The following is a 21,592-nucleotide window of genomic DNA, read 5'->3' as shown; positions in this document are numbered from 1 at the left end:
CGTTGCAACGACCGCATGCGCGAGAGCATGGAGGAGAAATCAACTCATGATAGTATCGGCCTTGTCAGCCGACCAAAGGGAACTGCCGTGACTGAAATGACCAAGCTTCGATCTCGACTTCTGTTGATTGCCTTGTGGGTCAGTCTCGTCGGAGCTCTCGTCGCTTTCTTTGCGTTCGCCAACACACCAGGCGGAAGCGGTGGTTCATCCTGGGTCTTTAATCTGATCGTGTCCTGGTTGCCGTTCCTGGTGCTGGTGGGCGCCTGGCTATGGTACTCGCGCACGATCCGGCGCTCATCATCCGGGGCCAGCTGGGTCGATCTATACGAGCAGCAGGTCGCGGAAAACAGGCGAACCAATGCATTGCTGGAGAGGATCGCGACCGCTCTGGAAAAGCCGTCTCCTGGTTAGCGCGAACACCGGGCATCGCGGGGACGAAGTCATGCGCTCGGGCATTGCCGCCCACATCCTGCTGGTTGTTCTGGCACTCGCAGCCGCCGTCGTCAGCCGGCCAGCGGCTGCCGACGATCGACAAGTCTGTTTGGAACGGACAAAGGAAGCCTCTGCCGAGATCATCGCTGCCTGCACACGCGCGATCCAGAGCGGAGACTACAACGGCGAAGACCTGTCGAGTTTGTATCATGCGCGTGGCTGTTCCTGGCCATGGACAAGCTTCGCCGATCGCGATGACCGCGCCCTGGAAGATTTCACCGCGGCGATCCGGGTAAACCCGAAAGCTGGCGGCTCACTGCTCAACCGGTCGCACATCTACAACCAACGGCACGACCACGACCGGGCAATAGCCGACGTCGACCAGGCATTCGAAGCCGGCCTGTCAGACCATGGAAAGCGGGTCGGATACGGCGAGCGCGGCTACGCCTATCAAAGGAAAGGGGACAACGACCGCGCCATTGCCGACTATACCGCCACCATCCAGCTGAATGCGAACAATAGCTTCGCTCTCATGGCCCGGGGCAACGCCTATTTTGCCAAAGGCGATTTTGACCGTGCCATTGCCGACTACAACCGGGTGATCGCAGTTGATCCCGAATATGCCCACGACTATGCCGCCTACGGCAGCCGCGCGATTGCGTACCTACGCAAGGGCGACCTCCGCCAGGCCTTCGCGGACGTCGACCGGAAGCAGGCGCTATCCTGGCTCGCTGCCGGCGTCTTTCTGGCAGCGCTGATCTGGCTTTGTTGCCGAGGGGGCGCACGGGCGTTCGGATGGCGGTCTGGACGAACGATCATCGAGATGTGCGAACAGCAGCTGGTCGACTTGCGGCACACAAACGCCGCCCTGGAGAAAATCGCGGCGGCTGTCGAGAAGCGATCGTCGGGTTAGCTCGGGTTCGCCGGACGTTCGGCCGCGCCGACGTTGCTAACTTCCGGAATGGCCGTTAGCGCTCATCACCGCGCCAAAACACCAGCTAAGCGGCGTGTGAACCGGTGGAATGCATGGCGTAGGCCTATCACTCTGAACACGAGAGCTATGGCCCATTCCGGCGTTCCCAGATGACGGAGCGCCTCGACGCTCCCCTGCTCCATAGTCAGCCGCATATTTTCGTCGCTATAGTATGTGCCTTCGTCACGACACAAATCGAGCCTCTGCGCAATCTCTTCGTGCAAGGCATCAACGTCGGTCAGATGGAGGGCAAAGTCGAGCTCTCTTCTGGCGCAGATCCGTTCGATCCGGGAGCGGGCGGCCTCGTCGTAGCGGATCCCCCAGTTCTCAAGCCGTGCATGGGTCGCCTCATGAACGATAGCGGACGCGATCCATTCGATCGTCGTGGTTTCGGAAGCAACGACGCGTGGGTCAAGCAGGCAGGCGTTCAGGGAATGCTGATAACAGCCTGCGCCGTGTGGAACCAGCTGCACCCAGATTCGAGAAAGGCTCTTCTTGACCCGCTGGTAATGAAGCGGGGCCGACCGTTCAATCAGCCGAAGCGCGGCTTCAACGCGTTGCAGAGCCAGCTCGGGATCATCCGATAGAGTTCCGATCCAAAGGCCATCGATCATGCGGCCTTTCGAAAGCCACAGCTGGATTCTATCGACAAGCGGAGGTTTCACCGAGGAGCCGCGAGATATGGTGGCCAGCATCTCTTTCGCCGAACCTAGCGTATCTCCCAACTGATACAGGGACTCCACTTCGGCGGGTTTAACGAATTCATTCGAACATATCGATTTTTCGGGCACCTCCGCTTTTGGTCAACAGATCGCGAACCAATGTCCCCTAGTTCAGGCCGCGCGGACCCGTCAGCAGGCGCAGCACGATCGCAAACAATTCGCTCTGCGAGGAGATGCCGAGCCGCTCATAGGCGCGCTTGCGGTAGGTCAGGATCGAATGCAGGCTGATGCCGAGCGCCTGCGAAATCGCCTCCGAGCTGAAGCCTCCGAGGATATGGCGGCAGACCTCCTGCTCGCGCAGGGTGAGCGCGGAGAGCGGCTTGCGCGTCGCGAACAGGGACGCAAGATCGGCCGTCGGCTTCTCCTGGAAATGGCGGGCGACGCTGGCTGCGATCGCCGGTGCGATCGCCCCGAGCCGCTCGCGCTGGGCGGCGCTGAAGCGGCCCTGCGCGGCGATCCGATAGAAGTTGACGTAGAAGCAGGTGTCACCGGTCCAGATCGCGGTCGCACATTTGTCGACGATTCCGGAATCCTGGAAGAAGATCTTGCGGTAGCGCGCGCCGTACATGCGCGACGCGAAGTGAGGCAGCATGATCGGCGCGCCGCGCTCGCCTTCGAACAGCGCATCGCGGTTGGGATCCGTTTCGTGAAACTGGCCGGCATAGGCGGCGCCGAGATCGGCGCCGATCGGGATGTTGCCGGCATCGAGCAGGCAGCTTGCCGCGCCTGCCCGGCTCAGCGCGAACACCATGCAATGGCCGACATCGGCCTGCCGGCGCAGCGTGTCGATGAGCACATCGGGAAAATCCGAGCGGCCGATGGCGAGCACCGCGGGCGTGACATCGCCGGCCGACGGATGAAAGGTTATCCCGTTGGGTCGCACCGTATTCCTCCGCAAGACGCTCTCTTGCGAGAGGATAGCAGCAACGGAATCTTACCGGAAGCGCTCACGAGCACCGCCGCCCAGAGCCGCTCGGCTGTTGCAGACACCATTGGCGGGTCTCACGCTGCGCCTCCCCCTTCGAGACGGCATCGTCGCGATTTTCTCAGATGAGGCTGATCCGATGGCCCCACCGAGTCACTTCACCCTGTGCCTGAAAGCAATCTCGCGCAGATGACTGAAAAGCTTTGAGAGCCGCTTCAAGCGCTCACTTACCACCGCGCAAAGAAGCATCAGCCACGTTGCGAGCGCGACACACCACAACAGAAATTCCAATGCTGCGGGCATGAGGGCACCTTTCGAAACGTGTTGCGAAACAAAGGCGGCGGGGCACTGATGCTCGTTGAAAAACGCGAGCACTGCGTCTGCGTTATCAGCCTTTATGGCCTCTCGCGCTGCCGCGATCATGATCGCCTCCGCTGCCGACCGCATTCGAAGGCTATTACGACCTCCTGAATTGCACTAGAATTAATGCTGAAAGTCACAATTCCATTTCGGGGAATGATCCGATGGACAGGCTCGATGAACTTGCGACATTCGTCGCGATAGTTGAGGTTGGAAGTCTGGTAGGCGCAGCAAAGCGATTGAAGCGTTCGCCTCCCGCGGTCACTCGCGCGCTTGCGGCCCTCGAGGAAAGGGTCGGAAGACGATTGGTGGAGCGAACAACCCGCCGCCTTGCACCGACGGATGCCGGACGCCACTTTGCTGAGCGCGCCCGCGAGCTGGTCAACGGCTACTCGACCGTCATGAGCAGGCTTGTCGAGACGGAGGGGGCTCCGCTGCACGGTATCCTGCGAATAGCCGCTCCCACCATCTTCGGACGCCGTCATGTCGCTCCGATCGTATCGAGCTTCCTTGACGCTCATCCGGCGATCCGTATCGAGCTCGTCATGGGCGAAAGATCGCTCGACCTGATCAGTGAAGGCATCGATGTTGCGGTCAGGATAGGTCAGCCGCGCGACTCGCGCCTCGTCGTCAGATCGGTGGGGTCGGTCCGTCGCGTCCTGGTCGCCAGCCCTTCCTACTTGCGCAGGCAACCTGAGCTTCGACATCCGCGAGACATACCGAAGCACGATGTCGTGTTCTTTTCCGGATTTGCGGGGCCGACCGAACTGCGTTTTCAGAATCGAGGTCGCTTGCACACGGTTCGCATGATGCCGCGCCTCATGACGACAGATCTCGACACGGTCATTGCCGCCGTGACATCGGGCCAAGGCATCGCTCGACTGTTATCCTATCAGGTCGAAGCCGAGATTTCGTCAGGCAAGCTCGTGCGTCTTCTTCCGGCCTATGAGCCGCCGGCCGTACCGGTTCAAGTCGTGATTCCCGGTTCCCGGCGCACCGCACCGGCTGTGAGGGCATTCGCGGATCACGCCGCTGCGTCGCTCCGTACCCTTTCGATCATCCGCCATTGACTTCAAGGGAGCTGCGCGGGGCGGGGTGTCCGGTTCTCTGCCTGCAGCCAAACCCATCAGTTCCCCCGCGAGGAACGATTGCAGCCCCGCTTTATTGGTCCGTATCTTCAAGGCTTGATCAGGGCGTTGCCCAGGCCGCTCATCGAAGGATCAGTCGATGCGCATCCTTCTCGTCGGGGCTACAGGACTTATCGGATCGGCGATCCACGCCAGGCTGTCCGCCGAAGGACATGACTGCATCTTGGTGTCGCGTCATCCCGCGGCGGCGCACGATCCTCGCCACGTCGCGCTCGACGTCGCCCGGACCACCGATGTGTCGAAATGGAAGGGCCTTCTCGCCGGCGTCGATGCCGTGATCAATGCAGCGGGTGCGCTGCAGGGACAGGACATGCAAGGCGTTCATGTCGCCGGCAGCGCGGCACTCTATGCGGCCTGCGAGACCGCCGGGGTCCGCAGGGTCATCCTGTTCTCGGCAATCGGCAGCAATGTCGATGCGCTCAGCGATTTTTCCCGCACCAAGCGCGAGGGCGAAGCCGCCTTGATGGCGCGGGAGCTCGATTGGGTGGTGCTGCGGCCTTCTGTCGTGGTCGGCCGGCCCGCCTATGGTGGCAGCGCGCTGCTGCGCGGGCTGGCGGCGCTGCCGGTTCTGCCGGTCATGCCGGACACGGCGGCGATTCAACCGGTGCATCTCGACGACGTCGTTGAGACCGTGCTGTTCTTCCTGCAGCCCGGCGCGCCTTCACGGGTCGCGGTCGATCTGGCCGGCCCGCGGCGGATCGCCTTCAGCGATGCGGTCGCGCTGTTTCGCGCCTGGCTGCGCTGGCGCCCGGCCTATCGCCTGCAGCTGCCGCGCTGGGCGGCTTCAATTGCCTATCGTGCGGGCGACGTTGCGCAGATGCTGGGATGGCCAACGCCCATCAACACGACGGCACAGGCGGAAATGCGCCGCGGTGCGACCGGCGATCCCGAGCCCTGGCGTCGATTGACCGGCACTCCACCGCGCGATCTCGAAGTCGCGCTCGCACGCGAGCCTGCGTCGGTGCAGGAACGCTGGTTTGCACAGCTGTATGCGCTCAAGCCGCTGATCTTTGGTGTCTTCGGCGCGTTCTGGATCGCCACCGGCATCATCTCGCTGAGCGCGGGCTGGAATATCGGCATGTCGTTGCTGCTTGAAGGCGGGCTGCAAGGGAACGTCGCGGCGCTCGTCGTCACCGCGGGCGCGCTCGCCGACATCGTCATCGGCATCGCCATTCTCTGGCGGCCTCTGAGCCGCTACGGACTCTGGGCCGCACTGATCATCTCGCTCACCTATGCCGTGATCGGCACCGTCCTGGTGCCGCGACTGTGGGCCGATCCGCTGGGACCGATGCTGAAGATCTGGCCGGTGATCATGCTCAACCTGGTCGCCATGGCCATCCGCGAGGATCGCTGATGCTCTACTTCCTCGTGAAGATGGCGCACATCATCGGCGCTGCCGTGCTGCTCGGCACCGGGGCCGGCATCGCCTTCTTCATGCTGGTGGCGCATCTGCGCGGCGACCCGCGCGAGATCGCGGGCGTCGCGCGGACGGTGGTGCTGGCCGACTTCCTGTTCACGGCGAGTGCCGTGATCCTGCAGCCGATCACCGGGACATGGCTCGCCTGGTCGAGCGGCTATTCCCTCGGCGACGGCTGGGTGGCGGCGTCGATTGCACTGTATCTCGTGATCGGCGCCTTCTGGCTGCCGGTGGTGTGGATGCAGATGCAGATGCGCAATCTCGCCGTCGCGGCGGTCGCGAACAACGGCAAGCTGCCCGCCCGCTATCACCGTCTCTTCTGGTGGTGGTTCGCCTTCGGCTTTCCGGCGTTCGCGGCCGTGCTGATGATCTTCTGGCTGATGATCGCCCGTCCGGCCATTCCATACTGGGATTAGGTTCGCCTTCAGGACAACCCACCTGCCTGATCACCCAACCAGAGCGGGGCGCGTGGCCACGCACCCCGCTCTCCCTCGCCTCATTTAGGGAGCCTTCACCTCGGCCCGGGCAGCTGCCGCGGCGTCCATCCCGGCCTGCTTGACCCGATCCACAATTTCGGCGCCGGTATCGCTGATTTCCGAGAAAACCGTGTCCGAGGCTTCGCGCATGGCCTGCGAGACCGCACCGGCGCGCCGGTTCAGGTCAGCCTTCACGTCGTCGCTGACGTCTCCGATATACTGGTTCTCGATCTCGGAGGCGCGGAACGCGCCCGCCACGGCAGCACCAATTGCGATGCCCACGACCCCCAGCACGAGCGGTTGCCGCTCCAGCATGTCTGCCAGTGACGACTTCGCACTCGTCATGGTGTCCTTGTTCGGAAGCGCATTGCCCAGCTTGCTGAATTGCTCCTGCGCGAAGGCGACGCCCTCGTCGAAACGATCCCGGACGCCCTCGGCGGCCTGCGAGACAGTATCGGAAGTGGCGGCGGTCGCGCCACGCAGGGTCTCCCCGAACCCTTGCGAGCCGTCGTTGTCCATTTCGGGGGCGGTCGGCGGCGCCACGGTCCGCTTGATCGCGGATGCTGCCGAGCTGAAGCCGCGCGTCCCGATATCGGCAACAGGTTCGACGGCCTCGGCAGCAGAACGCGCTATAGTCTTTAACTTCTGGTCGCCGGCCAATAGCCAAAGCGCGCCGCCTCCGATGAGGGCCGCGGCGAGCGGATTGTCCCTGGCTGCCGTTACCAGATTGTCGATAAAGCCGGTTTTCGTGCTGCTCATCGCACCATTCCCTTCACGGTGTCCTTGTCTTTTTCCAGCTGGCCGATCGTTTCGCGGGGAGCCAGCTGACGCATATCAAGCCGGTTCATGCCCATGGCGACCAGCGCGGCGGCGATGGCCGCAGCGATGACTGCCGATGTCAGATATGACAGCGGCTGCGACCATCCTGCGGAGATCAATGCGGCCGAGAGGGCAAACAAGGCCATGACGATGGCCGGGATCACCAGAACGGCGCCGCCTACGATCAAGCCGACGGCGCCGCCGATCTTCTGGAGCTTCTCGCCAAGTTCTGCCTTTGCCAGGTCGATCTCGTTCTGGAACAGCTTGGCGAACTGCGACATGGCATCGCCGAGCAGCGTCGAGATTTCCCTGAACTCGCTTTTGCTGGTTTTGATATCGCGCTCGATGCTCATGGTAACGTGCTGCCCTGGAAGGATGAGGATTGTTGCGTATGGGGGTTACGGGTCCCGGACTCCTGATTCCAGTTTTGCGCTCCCGCCGAGAACGGGGTCCCACCCGACGTTTGCCCGCTCCCCGACCTGCTGCCGGGGGTGTTGCGCTGCCCTTGGGATGACGACTGTCCGCCCGATGCCTTCAGGAAGCGAACGGCCGCGAAGCCAGCCAGCACCGATATGCCAAGAAAGGCGGCCGGCTGACGTTTGGCGAAATCGGTCGCGCCTGCGACAAGATCTCGGAAACTTCCGTCCCGGATCTTCCGAGCGGCATCCTCGACATAGTCCGCCGCCGAACCGATGCCGCGTGCGGCGAACGGTACGTCGCTCTCGAAAGCCCGGCCGGCCTCGCGGATGTTGTCCGCGAGGCGCTCGACGAAATCGGCGCCCGATCGCTGCTGTTCGCGCGCCTGGCTCTGGATCTGGTCCATGGTTCCGTCCGCGACGCCCTTTGCTGCATCCGCGGCCTCGCCGAACTTGTCTCGCGCGACGTCGGCCGATGCCCGGAACGCATCGCCGGCGGGCTGCTTCATCTCCGCTCCGGCATCGCCGATCTGCTCTTTCATGTCCTTCGCGGTGCCCTTGTCCTGGTTCTTTGTGAACTGCTTCACGTTCTGCGGGTCCAAATCGCTCATGATGGTTTCCTTCAGGTGTTGGTTTGAGAGGGGCTAAAGGCAGCTTTGACCACGTCGTCCGCAGCCTCCTTCAGAGTGTCCGCCATGTTCTGCGTCATGCGGCTGGCATGGGTGCCGAGATCAGCATCGGCGACCCTTTGCACCGCAGCATCGGCCGCCGACGTGGTGGCGTCTTTCGCGGCCTCGAACCCGGATTGCGCCGCGGCGGCAGCAGCCTGCTTCACCTCGTCGCTCGTCCGGCCCATAACCTTAGCTTCGACCTTGGTCTCGGGAAGAGCAGCCGCAATGATGGCGCCGATCGCGATGCCCAGGCCGCCGATGAGCGCAGCATTGTCGCCAATGGCCTGCCGGGCCTGGTCAGGCGCGCTCGCGGCGGCATCCCTGGTTGCATTCATGCCACTCTTGAGCTTTTCACCCGCAAAACTGGCAGCACGCGCCGCGCTCTCCCGCAGATCGGCGGCAATGCCGGCGGCCTTCTCCTGCGCGTCATCAGCCATGCCAGCGGTTCGGCTTTGCGCGGAGGATAGCGTCTCCTTGGCGTCACCCTGCATCGCCCGTGCGCTCTCGGCCACCTCCTCAAGCATGTGCCCGGCTTTGTCCATGACCGGGGCGGTGACGTCTGCAGCACGATCGCGCACCGTCTTCGAGGTCAGAGCGAGTCCTGCGCCGACCATGAGAAGTGGCAACGGCGTACCTCGCACCAACCGAAGCAACGGAATGCCGACTGCGGCGCCCGCGGCGACTGCGCGCATCGGGTTGTCCATGATCTGTTGCTTGAGCCCTTCGACCCAGCTCTGGGTCTTGTGGCTGACGTATTCGGTAACTTCGGATTTGATGTGCTGCGGCGAGACCTTGTGGCGAATGTCCTCGGCGGTGTCCGATATCTGCTCCTTCAACCGTCCGACCGTTGCCGCCAGCTCGGCGCGGCTACGCTCGGACTCGCGTCTCAACTCCTCCACGGATCGTGTCATCGCGTTACCCTCTTGCCTTTGTTTCTTAGATTTGAGGTCGAACTCACGCTGTGTTGAATCGTTCCTCGCGCCGCTTGGGCGCTTGCCGGGACGACGATATGCGTGAAGCAGCGCAACGGCGCGCGACCTCGGCCGCCTAACCATTGCTGGATGCGGAAGGGTTCGAAAGGTCTGCTCCGGGTCAAAACGCCGCACTGATGCGCGGCTCACCGCACCGCTTCAGCACCAGGAAGCAGGACCTGTCGTTGCTTACAGGCTACCCCGCCGCCGCCTTCGCGGGGGCCACGTTGATCGCCAGCTTGCCGTAGCGATCGGTGAAAGCCTCGGTATCGATCTCTTCCAGCTCGATCTCGCCGCTCATCACGCCCTGCTTCCAGGCCGCCTGCGCCGGATCGTTCTGGAACTCCGGCATCACCTCGCGACCGAACAGCTCCAGCGACTCGCAGATATGCTCGTGGCTGTTCTTGCCGGCCTGGTTGAGCAAGATGACCTGGTCGATGTGCGAGGACTGGAAGCGCTTCAGCTTCTTCCGGATCGTGTCGGGCGAGCCGATCAGGCCGCCGCGCAGCGCCGCCTCCTGGGCTTGCGGATTGTCGCGCTTCCACTTGTTGTACTCGTCCCACATGTTGACGGTGTAGGGCGCGGGGCGCTGGCGGTTCTGCGCGGCGCCGTAGAAGCGCAGCGCGAACTGGAAGAAGGTGGCGCCGTCGGCGCGGGCACGCGCCTCCTCGTCGGTCTTGGCGCACATGAAGAACGAGACCAGCGCCATGTTCGGGTTGATTTCGTAGTCCGCGAGCTTGTGCAGCCGCTTGGTGATCGCGTTGTAATAGGCGTGCACCCAGGCATGCGCGGCATCGGCGCTGACGAACTGGAAGCCGAGCGCACCGAAGCCGTGGCGGCCGGCACGTTCGATGGTCGGCAGCTGCGAGCAGGCCATCCACAGCGGCGGGTGCGGCTTCTGCACCGGCTTGGGCACGACGTTGCGCAAGGGGATGTCGAAATATTTGCCGTGATGCTCTGAGCCTGCGTCCTTAAACATCGGGAAGATGGCCGCGACCGCCTCCTCGAACACCTCCTTCTTGGTCTCCATGTCGCGGCCGAACGGCTCCAGCTCGGTGATCGAGGCGCTCTCGCCCATGCCGAACTCGCAGCGGCCGTTGCTGAGCAAATCCAGCACTGCGACGCGCTCGGCAACCCGCGCCGGATGATTGGTGGTGAGCTGGAGGATGCCGTGGCCGAGCCGGATGTTCTTGGTGCGCTGGCTTGCGGCAGCCAGGAACGATTCCGGCGAGGGCGAGTGCGAATATTCTTCGAGGAAGTGATGCTCGACCGCCCAGGCATGGTCGTAGCCGAGCTTGTCGGCGAGCTCCATCTGCGAGAGCGCATTCTGATAAAGGGCGAGTTCGTCGCCGGCCGCCCAGGGCCGCGGCAGCTGCAGCTCGTAGAAGATGCCGAACTTCATGGCGTCGCTCTCCCGCTTATTGTTGTTAACGCCATCTTAATGCGCGAGGCGACGCTGTCTACGGATGCGCAATTCCGCCACGTGGGAGACGATCCATCCTCCGGCGCAGCGAGAAGCAGCCAACCGACATTGATCCAAATCAACGCGCTGTCGGGTGGAACGTATCTAAAGTGCAGCAAGGCGACGGCCCGGATGCCGTCACGATTCCCCACAGCTTCAAGAGACCGAATATGTCGGCCCCTGACGACACGACGTCGCGCGTGCGCCGTAAGCGCATGGAGATTTTCGCCTTCCTGTTCCTGACCGCGATCGTGATGCCCGTGCTCGCGGTCGGGACCGTCGGCAGTTACGGCCTTGGCGTCTGGATCTACCAGATGTTCGCCGGCCCTCCCGGCCCGCCGCCCTCCCCGCATTGATCGGCAACCAGCGAAAGACAGGCATCATGGCTCACGCCACACTCAACCGCCGCGCCTTGATCACCGGCCGGATGCTCAGCGCCGACCGCGTCATCGCGCCGCCGGGCGCCGAGATCGCCAGCATCATCGTGCAGGCGCGGCCCGAGCGCCTTGCCGAACTGGAAGCGCAGATCGCAGCGCTTCCCGGCTGCGAGATTCATGCCCGCGACGCGCGCGGAAAGCTCGTCGTCGTGGCTGAAGCGGCGGATGCCGGCAGCCTTGGCACCATGCTCAACACCATCCAGTCGCTGCCGAACGTCTATTCCGCAGCGCTCGTTTTCCACGCTATCGAAACCGCCTGAGTCAGGAAGAGCCATCATGACATCGCCGAAGCTCGACCGCCGCCAGATGCTCAAGCTCGAGGCCGCCGCGATCGCCGCGGCCGCCGCCGGCCTTCCGGCACCGGCGCTCGCCGCGAACCTCGCCGCCGAGCGGAAGGAGAGCGAATTGAAATGGGACAAGGCCGCCTGCCGCTTCTGCGGCACCGGCTGCTCGGTGATGGTCGCGACCAAGGACAACCGCGTCGTCGCCACCCACGGCGACATCAAGGCCGAGGTCAATCGCGGCCTCAACTGCGTCAAGGGCTACTTCCTCTCCAAGATCATGTACGGCCATGACCGGCTGACGCAGCCGATGCTGCGCAAGACGGGCGGCAAGTACGACAAGAACGGCGAGTTCACGCCCGTCACCTGGACCGAAGCCTTCGACATCATGGAGCTGAAGTGGAAGGAGGCGATCAAGAAGCGCGGCCCCAACGGCGTCGCCATGTTCGGCTCCGGCCAGTGGACGATCTGGGAAGGCTATGCCGCCGTCAAGCTGTTCAAGGCCGGCTTCCGCACCAACAACATCGATCCCAATGCGCGGCACTGCATGGCCTCGGCGGTCGCCGGCATGATGCGCACCTTCGGCATCGACGAGCCGGCCGGCTGCTACGACGACATCGAGGCCACCGATGCCTTCGTGCTGTGGGGCTCCAACATGGCGGAGATGCATCCGATCCTGTGGACGCGCATCGCCGACCGCCGGCTGTCCGCACCGCATGTCCGCGTCGCCGTGCTCTCCACCTTCGAGCACCGCTCGTTCGACCTCGCCGACATCGGCATGGTGTTCAAGCCGCACACCGACCTGTACATCCTCAACGCCATCGCCAACCACATCATCAAGACCGGTCGCGTCAACAAGGACTTCGTTGCCGCACATACCGTGTTCAAGCGCGGCCAGACCGACATCGGCTACGGCCTGCGGCCCGAGCATCCGCTGCAGAAGAAGGCGACGGGCGCGGCGAAACCCAACGACGCCACCGACATGAGCTATGACGAATTCGCCAAGTTCGTGTCGGAGTACACGCTGGAGAAAGCCGCCCAAATGTCGGGCGTGCCGCTGAACCGGCTCGAGGCGCTGGCCGAGTTGTATGCCGACCCGAAGACAAAAGTGGTCTCGCTCTGGACCATGGGCTTCAACCAGCACACCCGCGGCGTCTGGTGCAACAACCTCGTCTACAACATCCACCTTTTGACCGGAAAGATCTCCGCGCCCGGCAACAGCCCGTTCTCGCTGACCGGACAGCCCTCGGCCTGCGGCACCGCGCGCGAGGTCGGCACCTTCTCGCACCGTCTGCCCGCGGACATGGTGGTGACCAACAAGAAGCATCGCGACCACACGGAGCAGATCTGGCAGCTGCCCGAAGGCACCATTCCGGACAAGCCGGGCGCGCACGCCGTGCTGCAAAGCCGGATGCTGAAGGACGGCCTGATCAACGCCTATTGGGTGCAGGTCAACAACAACCTGCAGGCCGGTCCCAACGTCAACGAGGAGACCTATCCGGGCTTCCGCAACCCCGATAATTTCATCGTGGTCTCGGACGCCTACCCGTCGGTGACCGCGCTTGCGGCCGATCTGATCCTGCCCACCGCGATGTGGGTGGAGAAGGAAGGCGCCTACGGCAATGCCGAGCGGCGCACCCAGTTCTGGCACCAGCTCGTCCCCGCGCCGGGCGATTCGAAGTCGGATCTCTGGCAACTCATGGAGTTCTCCAAGCGCTTTAGAATCGAGGAGGTCTGGCCCGCGGAGCTGATCGCCAAGAAGCCGGAATATCGCGGCAAGACCCTGTTCGACGTGCTCTACAAGAATGGCCAGGTCGACAAATTCCCGGTCACCGATATCGAGCCGGGCTATGCCAACGACGAATCCAAGGCGTTCGGCTTCTACGTCCACAAGGGCCTGTTCGAGGAATATGCCCAGTTCGGCCGCGGCCATGGCCACGACCTCGCGCCGTTCGACACCTATCACAGGGAGCGCGGCCTGCGCTGGCCCGTCGTCAACGGCCAGGAGACCAAGTGGCGCTTCCGCGAAGGCAGCGACCCCTACGTCAAGCAGGGCACCAACGTGCAGTTCTACGGCCATGCCGACGGCAAGGCCCGCATCTTCGCGCTGCCCTACGAGCCGCCGGCGGAATCGCCCGACAACGAATATCCCTACTGGCTCTCCACCGGCCGCGTGCTGGAGCACTGGCATTCCGGCACCATGACGCGCCGCGTCCCCGAGCTGTTCAAGGCCTTTCCCGAAGCCGTCTGCTTCATGCATCCGGACGACGCGCAAGAGGCCAAGCTCCGGCGCGGCGACGAGGTGAAGGTGGTCTCCCGCCGCGGCTTCATCCGCGCCCGCGTCGAGACGCGCGGCCGCGACCGGCCGCCGCGCGGCCTCGTCTTCGTGCCGTGGTTCGACGAATCCAAGCTGATCAACAAGGTGACGCTCGACGCCACCGATCCGATCTCGCTCCAGACCGACTTCAAGAAATGCGCCGTGCGCATCGAGCGGGTGAACATGTCATGATGAGACGATCCGCAATCATCCTGCTCGCCTTCGCGATCGCAGCCGGCACAAGCTCGCTGACGGCGCAGACCGTGAGCTCCGGCCTGCGCGGCCCGACCCCGCTCAACGACGAGGGCCCGGCGCCGCCGATGCTGCCGAACCGCAACACCTCCGAGAAGGAGGTGCGCAACTATCCGGAGCAGCCGCCCGTCATCCCGCACAATATCGACGGCTATCAGGTCGACCTCAACGGCAACAAATGCCTGTCCTGCCATGCACGGGCGCGCACGACGGAGTCGCAGGCGCCGATGGTGTCGATCACGCACTTCATGGATCGCGACGGCCAGTTTCTGGCCTCGGTCTCGCCGCGCCGCTTCTTCTGCACCGAATGCCACGTGCCGCAGAACACCGCCAATCCGCCGGTCAGCAACGATTTCACCGACATCGACACGCTGCTGTCGCGCGCAAGCCCGGGTGGTCGCAGATGACGACGACTGCCGACGATCCCAACGCGGAGCTGAATGCCAAGCGCGGCGTCATCGCGCGCAGCCGGGCGTTCCTGCTCGAGCTGTGGCAGGTGCTGACCCGGCCGAGCTCGGTGTTCGCGCTCGGCACCCTGGTGCTGGCCGGTTTCGTCGCCGGAGTGATCTTCTGGGGCGGCTTCAACACCGCGCTGGAGATCACCAACACCGAGAAGTTCTGCACCGGCTGCCACGAGATGAAGGACAATGTCTACGCCGAGCTGAAGTCGACCGTCCACTTCACCAACCGCTCCGGCGTGCGCGCGACCTGCCCGGACTGCCACGTGCCGCACAACTGGACCGACAAGATCGCGCGAAAGATGCAGGCCTCCAAGGAGGTCTGGGGCAAGATCTTCGGCACGATCGACACCCGCGAGAAATTCCAGGATCACCGGCTCGAGCTCGCCGCGCACGAATGGGCGCGCTTCAAGGCCAACGACTCGCTGGAATGCCGCAACTGCCACAGCGCCGATTCCATGGACATCACGAAGCAGTCGCCGCGGGCCTCGGTGGCGCACCAGCGCTTCCTGTTCACCAAGGAAAAGACCTGCATCGACTGCCACAAGGGCATCGCCCACCAGCTGCCCGACATGCGCGGCGTTCCCGGCTGGCAGTAGGGTTTGGCGACGCCTGAGTGAACGCCTCGTCCTTCGAGATGGCTGCTTCGCAGCCTCCTCAGGATGAGGCTCAACGGCATCTTGCCCGCCAAAAATGCCGCCGCGCACTCAGCCCTGATCCTGAGGGCCCGCCAAAGGCGGGCGTCTCGAAGGATGGCGGCCGAGAACGGACTTCAAATGCGACGGGCCCGCGCTTGAACCAGCGGGGCGAATGGTTAGTTTGGGGGAAGGCGAATCGCCTCATTCGCCGCTCCCTCAAGACAGACATGGCCACTTTCACCCCGCATCAGGATGCTGCGCTCAAGGCCGTCGGCGACTGGCTCAAGGCCAAGCCGGGACGGGGCGGCACGCCGCCGGTGTTCCGCCTGTTCGGCTTTGCCGGCACCGGCAAGACCACGCTGGCGCGGCACATTGCCGAGGGTGTCGACGGCGAGGTGAAGTTCGCCGCCTTCACCGGCAAGGCGGCCCTCGTCATGCGCAACAAGGGCTGCGACGGCGCCTCCACCATTCATTCGTTGATCTACCGCGCCCGCGAATCCGGCGAGGAGCAGCCGAGCTTCGAGCTGTGGGACGACGCGCCCGCCTCCAAGGCCAAGCTGATCGTGATCGACGAATGCTCGATGGTCGACGCCGAACTGGGGCGCGACCTGATGTCGTTCGACTGTCCCCTCCTCGTGCTGGGCGATCCCGCGCAGCTGCCGCCGATCCAGGGCGGCGGCTTCTTCACCAATTCCGAGCCGGACGCGATGCTGACCGAGGTGCATCGCCAGGCCCAGGACGATCCGATCGTGCGGATGTCGATGGACGTCCGCGAGGGACGCGAACTCGACATTGGCCGTTACGGCGAGAGCGAGGTCGTCTCGCGCAAGGAGCTCGATCCCGATCGCGTCATGGGCGCCGACCAGATCCTGGTCGGCCGCAACAACACGCGCCGCGCCTACAACATGCGGGTGCGCCAGCGCCAGAACATCGAGGACCAGTTCCCGGTCGCCGGCGACAAGCTGGTGTGCCTGCGCAACAACCGCAAGAAGGGCCTGTTCAATGGCGGCCTGTGGCGCGTCAAGTCGCGCAACACCTCGCGATCGAAATCGCGCATCCTCTCAATGCGGTTGTCGCCGGATGAGGATTTCGGTCACAAGGTGACCAAGGTCTCAGTGCGCGCCGATTGCTTCGAGGGCGGCGTCGAGCAGATCGCTTGGGAGCAGCGCAAGCCCTATGACGAGTTCGACTACGGCTACGTCCTGACCGTGCACAAATCGCAGGGCTCGCAATGGGACGACGTCGTGCTGTTCGACGAGAGCTTTGCGTTCCAGGATTCGCGGGCGCGGTGGCTCTATACCGGCATCACGCGTGCCGCGAAACGGCTGAGCGTGGTGGTATGAAGCTGCCGTAGCGCGGATGAGCGTAGCGATATCCGCCGCTTGTAGCTGCGCTCATCCGGGCCACGGACCCTCACAATGAGCAGCCACGACGAGGTGCGTTCACCGCCCGCTAGGCTTTGTGCTGTATCAGCTTGCGATCTCCTCGGAGTGGAACGCATGACCTCTCGCGCGACAAAGCCTGATGACCTCGATCGCCGGCTCGATGATGTTGCAGTGAGCCGCCGGAGCTTCCTCAAGTCCGGAAGCGCGGCAGCGGGCCTTGCGCTCTCGACCACAATTCCGGACACCGCTTTTGCATTGCCGGCGCAGGTACGACGCACGGATGCGGGCAAGCCTGTGCGCGTCTCCAAGGAACGGCTCAATACGCTGGCCGCAAAGTTCTATGCCGTCTTCAACGAAGGCAATATCCTGCCAGCTGCCTTTCCCGAAAGATATGCGGCACGAAACGACGTGGAGCTGCGGCGCATCGTCACCTTCACGCGCATCCCGGATACCGGAGAACGCGTCAAGGTCAGCGGCCTGCTTGCGGTTCCGGTCGGCGCGCGCGGCACCTTGCCGCTCCTGTCATGGCAGCACGGCACGATCCTCTCCTTCGATCAGGTCCCGTCGAACCTGCTGCGGCTGAAGGACGAAAATTACGAGCTGCGCGACAATGTCGATTCGATCGAGACCCTGTTCAACGTCCAGCGCTTCGCCGGCAACGGCTATGCGGTCGTCGCGGCCGATTATGTCGGCAAGGGCCCTTATCGCAACGGTCGGAGCGAAGCCTATGCCGTGAAGGGCGCGACGGTGCAATGCTGCCTCGACATCCTGACGGCAGGGTTGCACGAATTGCGGACACTGAGCCTGCGCCAATCAAACCTGTTCCTGAACGGTTGGTCGCAAGGCGCCTTGAACACGCAGTGGCTGAAACAGGAGCTGCAGCGCCGCGGCATCAAGGTGCGGGCGACCGCCACACAGAGTCCGTTCAATGATCTCGCCGAGAGCTTTCACTATTGGACGAACCCCACGGCCTATATTCCGGCCTCGGAAACCTCCTACCCGATGCCGCCGGCCTGGATCACACCCTGCCTGATCGTCCTGCTCGGCAGCTATCGCCGCTACTACGGACTGACCGACTTGTTCAAGACGGCGGTCAAGCCCCAATATCAAGCCTTCGCGGAGAAATACTGGTCCGATTACAGCCTCGAGGGCGAGATCGCGAAGAGCATTCCGCCCGCCGGCGATTTCCTGGTCGAAGGCTTCTTCGATCGCTTCACCAACGAGACCAACAGCGCATTGCTGCGCCGCCTTGGTGGCAATGGTGCGACGTACTGGCAGTACGATTCCCCGATCAGATTTTACTACGGGCTGGCCGATGAGGCGCTGCATCCCCGGCTGGTGCGGCCCGCAATCGCCGCCGGCGGGCATTTCGCCGCGGGCGTCGCGGTCAATGGCGCAAGCCATCGCGGCACGTTCCTGTCGAGCCTCTATGGCGAAGCGGCCGTTCTGAACGGACACGCGACGGCGTTCGACTGGTTCAATTCGCTGGCGTGAGCGCGGCTATTTCCCCGCGACGAAGTAAAAATCTTCCCGCCCGGGCGGCGACCCATAGGTGAACGGCTGCTGCTCGTGCCTGGTCGCGGCCCAGACGTCGTCGCGGACGATGTCGAACAATTTTCGGATCTCGACCTTCGGCTGCTTGATCTCGCGCGCGAGCGCGGTGGCGAACGGGCTGTTGGGGCTACCATCGCCATCCATCGCGGTCTGGCCGTGCTTGGCGGCGTAGACCACCATGAAGCCCGCACCTGGCTCGATGTTGGAAAAGCCCTTCTCGACCAGCTTCAGCGACAGCGTGCGCTGCATGGCCGGCGCGAACGGATCGTCGCGGCAGGCATCGAGGACCACGAGGCGCACTTTTCGCGCCGCGCCGACCGCGGCGATCACCTGCTCGAGCGCGACGGCCTCGGTCTCGGCGTCCTTGTCGGCGGTGAGCTTGGCGTCGACCGGAACGAGATAGTTCACCCCGCCGATCTCGAAACCATGGCCGGCATAATAGACCATGGCCCAATCGGCCTTTTCCGCTTCCTCGGCGAAGGCCTTCAGCGTCTGGAAGAACGCATCGCGGGTGAGGTCCCTGGTGTCCATCACGGTCTGGAAGCCGAGGTCGCGCAGCACGCCGGCGATCAGCTTCGAGTCGCGCGGCGGATTGGGCAACGCATGGACGTTCTTGTAGGCGCCGTTGCCGACCACCAGCGCGACGCGACGGCCGGTCGTCGCGCTCGCCGCCTCCTTCGGCGTCAGGGCGGCGAGCCGCTCCTGCGCGATGGCGCGGGCGCGCGCAACCTCGGTCTCGTCGAACCTCGTCAGCGAATAGGCGGCGGCGCGATAATCGGCGCGGGCCTGCGCGAGATCCTTCCTGCGCTCGTAGATCTGGCCGCGGCCGGAATGGGCGCGGACATTGTTCGGGTTGTTCTGGATGACCGTGTTGTAATCCTTCAGCGCCGCGTCGAGATCGCCCTTCATCATGTTGAAGTCGGCGCGGTTGTTGATCGCGAACGCGTTCCTGGGCTGCTTTTCGATCAGGCCATTGCAATCGGCCAGGGCTCGGTCGAACTTGCCCATCATGCCGTAAGTGATGCAGCGGTTGCCGGCGATCTGCGGCGCAGCCGCATCAATCTTCTCGGCCTCGGCGAAATCGGCGATGGCGCCGTCGAAATCCTTCATCAGCGTGCGCGCGCGGGCGCGATTGGTCCAGGCGAGCAGGAATTTCGGCGTGTACTTGATCGACAGGCTGAAATCGTCGATCGCGCTCTGCAGCGCACCGCGGCGCGCGTGGATGACGCCGCGGTTGTTGTAGGGAACGCCATAGGCCGGGCGTTTCCGGAGCGCGAGGTTGTAGTCGGCCATCGCGAGATCCTCCTGGCCGCTCCGCTCATAGGCGAGGCCGCGCAAGTTGAGCGCGACGACGTTGTCGGGATCGAGGTCGATGGCCATGGACAGCGTCTCGATCGCGTGGACATGGTCGCGCTTGTTTAGAAGGACATTGCCACGCGCGGACAGGGCGATCGCCTTGTCCTTGGCAGTGAGGCGATCGGCGCTCAGCAGATTCTCGCAGGCGGCGGCGCGGGCCTGCAGCTCGGCCTGGCGGTCGCGGCACAAAGCGAGATCGTCGCCGGCTCGGAGATCGGCCGCGGCAAAGCAAGTGCCGGCGGCGAGGACGGCCAGGATCAGGAGTACGACGCGCAGCATGTTGTCAGGCCAGCTCCAGCCACCATTTGGTCGATCATCGATCGCGCCGGTTCATCTAGCGCGGAGTTCCGCATCCCGCCAAGCCGGCCCGTCGCCGCGTCAGCCGCGTCCTCACGGTCTCGTGTCCGCCCCGGCGTAACAATCTGCGGTACGGCCCGTATCTCGGATGATGCGAAAACGCGGCCGGGCAGGCTGTTCGCCCGGTCCCGACCGCCCTAGACTGTCAGCCCTTCCGAAAGAGGATGCCATGCGCCGAACCGCCCTCTCCACCCTGCTCGCCGCAACCACCGCCCTGACGCTGGCTTTCGTGATGCCGTCGCGGGCCGCGGAGGAGGCGGTCGTGATCCCAGCCCCTACCTTGGACGCGGCGCCCGCGAGCGGCGTCCAGACCGCCGTGCTCGCCGGCGGCTGCTTCTGGGGCGTGCAAGGCGTCTTCCAGCACACCGCAGGCGTCGTCAACGCGGTCTCCGGCTATGCCGGCGGCACCAAGGCGACCGCCGATTACAAGACCGTGTCGAGCGGCCGTTCCGGCCATGCCGAGGTGGTCGAGATCAAGTACGACCCGAAGAAGATCTCCTACGGCAAGATCCTCCAGATCTACTTCTCGGTGGTGCACGACCCGACCCAGCTCAACCGCCAGGGTCCCGACGTCGGCCCGCAATATCGCTCGGCCATCTTCACCACGTCGGACGAGCAGAAGAAGGTCGCGGAGGCCTATATTGCCCAGCTCAACGGCGCCAAGGTGTTCAACAAGCCGATCGTGACCAAGATCGGCGCGCTGGAGGCGTTCTATCCGGCGGAGGCCTATCACCAGGATTATCTGACGCTGCACCCGAACCAGCCCTACATCGTCTATAACGACATCCCGAAGGTCGAGAACCTGAAAAAGCTGTTCGCGGATAACTACATCGAGAAGCCGACGCTGGTGAATGCCGGCAAGGCCACCAACTGATCGCGAGATCCCCAAAGCAACGGGAGACCCATGCCCGACACCAAGACGAAAGCGACCGACGACAAGGTCATCAAGAGTGAAGAGCAGTGGCGGCGCGAGCTGACGCCGATGCAATACGCCGTGCTGCGCGAGAAGGCGACCGAGCGTCCCTTCTCGGGCGAATATGAGCACGACCACCGTGCCGGCACCTATGTCTGTGCCGGCTGCGGCAATGTGCTGTTCGAGTCGGATGCCAAGTTCGATTCCGGCTGCGGCTGGCCGAGCTTCACCCAGCCCGCGGTCGAGAGCCACATCGACGAGGAGCGGGACACCAGCCACGGCATGATCCGCACCGAGGTGCTCTGCTCCAAATGCAGCGGCCATCTCGGCCACGTCTTCCCCGACGGCCCCGGGCCGACCGGCCTGCGCTACTGCATCAATTCCGCGGCCCTGAAGCTCGAGCCCAAATAACCCAAGCCCGCCGCCGGGTTCCCCCGTGGAACCCGGCGGCGCGATGTGCTTTTCTGCTCTGGCGGTGCGGCCGATCATCGCATTTCGGTGGCCGCCAGGGAGGATGCCATGGCGCTTGGGACCATCCTAATCATCCTGGTGATCATCTATCTCGTCGGCGGCCTGTCCGGCCGGTTCGGCGGCTACGGCTATGGCCTTGGCCATTCCGGCATCGGGATCGGCGGGGTCGTGCTGGTGATCCTGGTCGTGCTGCTGCTTCTTGGCAAAGTTTAAGCCATATAAGTCATTGAAACATTGATAAGTTTCGTCTCCGCGGGGCTGCCATGCGCTGATTCATCATCTCGCATCGCGGGGGTCGCATTTTTGTCAAATCGGCCTATATTAGAGGGCGACAACGACATGCGGCGGGCCCGCTCGATTGCGGCCCCTGCCCTCCCCAAC

Annotated in this window: 24 protein-coding genes; 15 read left to right on the top strand and 9 right to left on the bottom strand. The window is 63.9% G+C overall.

All coding sequences use genetic code 11. The features are described 5' to 3' along the window. The first annotated feature begins 87 nt into the window (after window positions 1-87). Both I6F21_RS35550 and I6F21_RS35545 read left to right on the top strand, forming a co-directional pair. Window positions 88-411, top strand: a complete 324-nt coding sequence (locus tag I6F21_RS35550; RefSeq protein ID WP_225151280.1) for a hypothetical protein — start codon at window positions 88-90, stop codon at window positions 409-411. A gap of 31 nt (window positions 412-442) precedes the next feature. Continuing rightward, window positions 443-1,345: a tetratricopeptide repeat protein gene (locus I6F21_RS35545; RefSeq protein ID WP_225137776.1), complete on the top strand. Its 903-nt coding sequence runs from the start codon at window positions 443-445 to the stop codon at window positions 1,343-1,345. A gap of 65 nt (window positions 1,346-1,410) precedes the next feature. Here I6F21_RS35545 and I6F21_RS35540 read toward each other — a convergent pair whose 3' ends face one another. The 3 genes from I6F21_RS35540 to I6F21_RS35530 form a co-directional block, all read right to left on the bottom strand. Further along, window positions 1,411-2,100, bottom strand: coding sequence for a hypothetical protein (locus I6F21_RS35540; RefSeq protein WP_225184189.1), 690 nt, complete (start codon window positions 2,098-2,100; stop codon window positions 1,411-1,413). A gap of 133 nt (window positions 2,101-2,233) precedes the next feature. Next, window positions 2,234-3,010 carry a helix-turn-helix transcriptional regulator gene (locus I6F21_RS35535; protein WP_225184188.1) on the bottom strand — a complete coding sequence of 259 codons (777 nt, stop codon included), beginning with the start codon at window positions 3,008-3,010 and terminating at the stop codon, window positions 2,234-2,236. Window positions 3,011-3,205: 195 nt separating this feature from the next. Then, window positions 3,206-3,475 (bottom strand): hypothetical protein, encoded by a 270-nt coding sequence (locus tag I6F21_RS35530; protein ID WP_225184187.1) that lies wholly within the window; start codon window positions 3,473-3,475, stop codon window positions 3,206-3,208. Between the two features lie 101 nt (window positions 3,476-3,576). On the opposite strand from I6F21_RS35530, the gene I6F21_RS35525 reads away from it, so the two are divergent. The 3 genes from I6F21_RS35525 (at window position 3,577) to I6F21_RS35515 (ending at window position 6,393) form a co-directional block, all read left to right on the top strand. After that, window positions 3,577-4,482: a LysR family transcriptional regulator gene (locus I6F21_RS35525; RefSeq protein WP_225114793.1), complete on the top strand. Its 906-nt coding sequence runs from the start codon at window positions 3,577-3,579 to the stop codon at window positions 4,480-4,482. 157 nt (window positions 4,483-4,639) lie between these two features. Then, window positions 4,640-5,914: an SDR family oxidoreductase gene (locus tag I6F21_RS35520; RefSeq protein ID WP_036022129.1), complete on the top strand. Its 1,275-nt coding sequence runs from the start codon at window positions 4,640-4,642 to the stop codon at window positions 5,912-5,914. Then, the gene (locus tag I6F21_RS35515) at window positions 5,914-6,393 is read left to right on the top strand and encodes a DUF2269 domain-containing protein (RefSeq protein ID WP_225114794.1); all 480 of its coding nucleotides are present in this window, start codon (window positions 5,914-5,916) and stop codon (window positions 6,391-6,393) included. Before I6F21_RS35520 ends, I6F21_RS35515 begins: the two co-directional genes overlap by 1 nt. Before the next feature lie 84 nt (window positions 6,394-6,477). On the opposite strand, the gene I6F21_RS35510 is transcribed toward I6F21_RS35515, so the two are convergent. From I6F21_RS35510 to I6F21_RS35490, 5 genes are read right to left on the bottom strand one after another with little or no spacing between them, the layout of a single operon-like run. Next, entirely contained in the window at window positions 6,478-7,212 is a 735-nt protein-coding gene (locus I6F21_RS35510) for a hypothetical protein (protein WP_225184186.1), read from the bottom strand. After that, complete coding sequence (locus I6F21_RS35505) at window positions 7,209-7,625, bottom strand: phage holin family protein (RefSeq protein WP_225184185.1); 417 nt, start codon at window positions 7,623-7,625, stop codon at window positions 7,209-7,211. The genes I6F21_RS35510 and I6F21_RS35505 overlap by 4 nt, the downstream gene beginning before the upstream one ends. After that, window positions 7,622-8,299 carry a hypothetical protein gene (locus I6F21_RS35500; protein WP_225184184.1) on the bottom strand — a complete coding sequence of 226 codons (678 nt, stop codon included), beginning with the start codon at window positions 8,297-8,299 and terminating at the stop codon, window positions 7,622-7,624. The genes I6F21_RS35505 and I6F21_RS35500 overlap by 4 nt, the downstream gene beginning before the upstream one ends. An 11-nt stretch (window positions 8,300-8,310) precedes the next feature. Beyond that, window positions 8,311-9,480, bottom strand: a complete 1,170-nt coding sequence (locus tag I6F21_RS35495; protein ID WP_346656847.1) for a DUF3618 domain-containing protein — start codon at window positions 9,478-9,480, stop codon at window positions 8,311-8,313. 46 nt (window positions 9,481-9,526) lie between these two features. Then, a complete protein-coding gene (locus I6F21_RS35490) occupies window positions 9,527-10,732 on the bottom strand; it encodes an LLM class flavin-dependent oxidoreductase (RefSeq protein ID WP_225184183.1) in 1,206 nt (401 codons plus the stop codon). A 230-nt stretch (window positions 10,733-10,962) separates the two neighbouring features. Here I6F21_RS35490 and napE point away from each other — a divergent pair, with 230 nt between their 5' ends. The 7 genes from napE to I6F21_RS35455 all read left to right on the top strand — a co-directional run bounded on the left by napE (window position 10,963) and on the right by I6F21_RS35455 (window position 18,054). Next, a complete protein-coding gene (gene napE, locus I6F21_RS35485; RefSeq protein ID WP_018318384.1) occupies window positions 10,963-11,148 on the top strand; it encodes a periplasmic nitrate reductase, NapE protein in 186 nt (61 codons plus the stop codon). Between the two features lie 26 nt (window positions 11,149-11,174). Then, the gene (locus I6F21_RS35480; protein WP_225184182.1) at window positions 11,175-11,489 is read left to right on the top strand and encodes a chaperone NapD; all 315 of its coding nucleotides are present in this window, start codon (window positions 11,175-11,177) and stop codon (window positions 11,487-11,489) included. Window positions 11,490-11,505: 16 nt separating this feature from the next. Further along, a complete protein-coding gene (gene napA, locus I6F21_RS35475) occupies window positions 11,506-14,019 on the top strand; it encodes a nitrate reductase catalytic subunit NapA (protein ID WP_225184181.1) in 2,514 nt (837 codons plus the stop codon). Continuing rightward, a complete protein-coding gene (locus I6F21_RS35470; RefSeq protein ID WP_225184180.1) occupies window positions 14,016-14,486 on the top strand; it encodes a nitrate reductase cytochrome c-type subunit in 471 nt (156 codons plus the stop codon). Before napA ends, I6F21_RS35470 begins: the two co-directional genes overlap by 4 nt. Continuing rightward, entirely contained in the window at window positions 14,483-15,136 is a 654-nt protein-coding gene (locus tag I6F21_RS35465) for a NapC/NirT family cytochrome c (protein WP_035998932.1), read from the top strand. The genes I6F21_RS35470 and I6F21_RS35465 overlap by 4 nt, the downstream gene beginning before the upstream one ends. 266 nt (window positions 15,137-15,402) lie before the next feature. Then, window positions 15,403-16,518, top strand: a complete 1,116-nt coding sequence (locus I6F21_RS35460) for an ATP-dependent RecD-like DNA helicase (protein ID WP_035998929.1) — start codon at window positions 15,403-15,405, stop codon at window positions 16,516-16,518. A gap of 156 nt (window positions 16,519-16,674) precedes the next feature. Beyond that, window positions 16,675-18,054 carry a lysophospholipase gene (locus I6F21_RS35455; protein ID WP_202801492.1) on the top strand — a complete coding sequence of 460 codons (1,380 nt, stop codon included), beginning with the start codon at window positions 16,675-16,677 and terminating at the stop codon, window positions 18,052-18,054. Window positions 18,055-18,060: 6 nt separating this feature from the next. On the opposite strand, the gene I6F21_RS35450 is transcribed toward I6F21_RS35455, so the two are convergent. Next, window positions 18,061-19,749 carry a caspase family protein gene (locus I6F21_RS35450; RefSeq protein WP_035998926.1) on the bottom strand — a complete coding sequence of 563 codons (1,689 nt, stop codon included), beginning with the start codon at window positions 19,747-19,749 and terminating at the stop codon, window positions 18,061-18,063. A gap of 247 nt (window positions 19,750-19,996) precedes the next feature. Between I6F21_RS35450 and msrA the strand changes: the two genes are divergently transcribed. The 3 genes from msrA to I6F21_RS35435 all read left to right on the top strand — a co-directional run bounded on the left by msrA (window position 19,997) and on the right by I6F21_RS35435 (window position 21,424). Beyond that, window positions 19,997-20,701 (top strand): peptide-methionine (S)-S-oxide reductase MsrA, encoded by a 705-nt coding sequence (gene msrA / locus I6F21_RS35445; protein WP_035998921.1) that lies wholly within the window; start codon window positions 19,997-19,999, stop codon window positions 20,699-20,701. A 30-nt stretch (window positions 20,702-20,731) separates the two neighbouring features. Further along, window positions 20,732-21,151 (top strand): peptide-methionine (R)-S-oxide reductase MsrB, encoded by a 420-nt coding sequence (msrB, locus tag I6F21_RS35440; RefSeq protein ID WP_035998918.1) that lies wholly within the window; start codon window positions 20,732-20,734, stop codon window positions 21,149-21,151. 108 nt (window positions 21,152-21,259) lie between these two features. Beyond that, on the top strand, window positions 21,260-21,424 hold the full coding sequence (locus I6F21_RS35435) for a DUF3309 family protein (protein ID WP_035998916.1): 165 nt from the start codon (window positions 21,260-21,262) through the stop codon (window positions 21,422-21,424). The last annotated feature ends 168 nt before the right edge of the window (window positions 21,425-21,592 follow it).

Source organism: Bradyrhizobium sp. NBAIM03, from assembly GCF_020194055.1.
Lineage (GTDB): Bacteria > Pseudomonadota > Alphaproteobacteria > Rhizobiales > Xanthobacteraceae > Bradyrhizobium > Bradyrhizobium yuanmingense.
The sequence above is the reverse complement of the archived record's forward strand: the minus strand, read 5'-3'. Positions and strand labels throughout refer to the sequence as shown.

Bases quoted from the DNA above. Each gene is read 5' to 3' on its own strand.
- I6F21_RS35545 (WP_225137776.1), top strand. From the start codon at position 443: ATGCGCTCGGGCATTGCCGCCCACATCCTGCTGGTTGTTCTGGCACTC.
- I6F21_RS35455 (WP_202801492.1), top strand. From the start codon at position 16,675: ATGACCTCTCGCGCGACAAAGCCTGATGACCTCGATCGCCGGCTCGAT.
- I6F21_RS35525 (WP_225114793.1), top strand. From the start codon at position 3,577: ATGGACAGGCTCGATGAACTTGCGACATTCGTCGCGATAGTTGAGGTT.
- msrB (WP_035998918.1), top strand. From the start codon at position 20,732: ATGCCCGACACCAAGACGAAAGCGACCGACGACAAGGTCATCAAGAGT.
- I6F21_RS35480 (WP_225184182.1), top strand. From the start codon at position 11,175: ATGGCTCACGCCACACTCAACCGCCGCGCCTTGATCACCGGCCGGATG.
- I6F21_RS35470 (WP_225184180.1), top strand. From the start codon at position 14,016: ATGATGAGACGATCCGCAATCATCCTGCTCGCCTTCGCGATCGCAGCC.
- I6F21_RS35505 (WP_225184185.1), bottom strand. From the start codon at position 7,625: ATGAGCATCGAGCGCGATATCAAAACCAGCAAAAGCGAGTTCAGGGAA.
- I6F21_RS35450 (WP_035998926.1), bottom strand. From the start codon at position 19,749: ATGCTGCGCGTCGTACTCCTGATCCTGGCCGTCCTCGCCGCCGGCACT.
- I6F21_RS35435 (WP_035998916.1), top strand. From the start codon at position 21,260: ATGGCGCTTGGGACCATCCTAATCATCCTGGTGATCATCTATCTCGTC.
- I6F21_RS35460 (WP_035998929.1), top strand. From the start codon at position 15,403: ATGGCCACTTTCACCCCGCATCAGGATGCTGCGCTCAAGGCCGTCGGC.
- napA (WP_225184181.1), top strand. From the start codon at position 11,506: ATGACATCGCCGAAGCTCGACCGCCGCCAGATGCTCAAGCTCGAGGCC.
- I6F21_RS35465 (WP_035998932.1), top strand. From the start codon at position 14,483: ATGACGACGACTGCCGACGATCCCAACGCGGAGCTGAATGCCAAGCGC.
- I6F21_RS35515 (WP_225114794.1), top strand. From the start codon at position 5,914: ATGCTCTACTTCCTCGTGAAGATGGCGCACATCATCGGCGCTGCCGTG.
- I6F21_RS35500 (WP_225184184.1), bottom strand. From the start codon at position 8,299: ATGAGCGATTTGGACCCGCAGAACGTGAAGCAGTTCACAAAGAACCAG.
- I6F21_RS35510 (WP_225184186.1), bottom strand. From the start codon at position 7,212: ATGAGCAGCACGAAAACCGGCTTTATCGACAATCTGGTAACGGCAGCC.
- I6F21_RS35520 (WP_036022129.1), top strand. From the start codon at position 4,640: ATGCGCATCCTTCTCGTCGGGGCTACAGGACTTATCGGATCGGCGATC.
- I6F21_RS35490 (WP_225184183.1), bottom strand. From the start codon at position 10,732: ATGAAGTTCGGCATCTTCTACGAGCTGCAGCTGCCGCGGCCCTGGGCG.
- msrA (WP_035998921.1), top strand. From the start codon at position 19,997: ATGCGCCGAACCGCCCTCTCCACCCTGCTCGCCGCAACCACCGCCCTG.
- I6F21_RS35540 (WP_225184189.1), bottom strand. From the start codon at position 2,100: ATGCTGGCCACCATATCTCGCGGCTCCTCGGTGAAACCTCCGCTTGTC.
- napE (WP_018318384.1), top strand. From the start codon at position 10,963: ATGTCGGCCCCTGACGACACGACGTCGCGCGTGCGCCGTAAGCGCATG.
- I6F21_RS35530 (WP_225184187.1), bottom strand. From the start codon at position 3,475: ATGATCGCGGCAGCGCGAGAGGCCATAAAGGCTGATAACGCAGACGCA.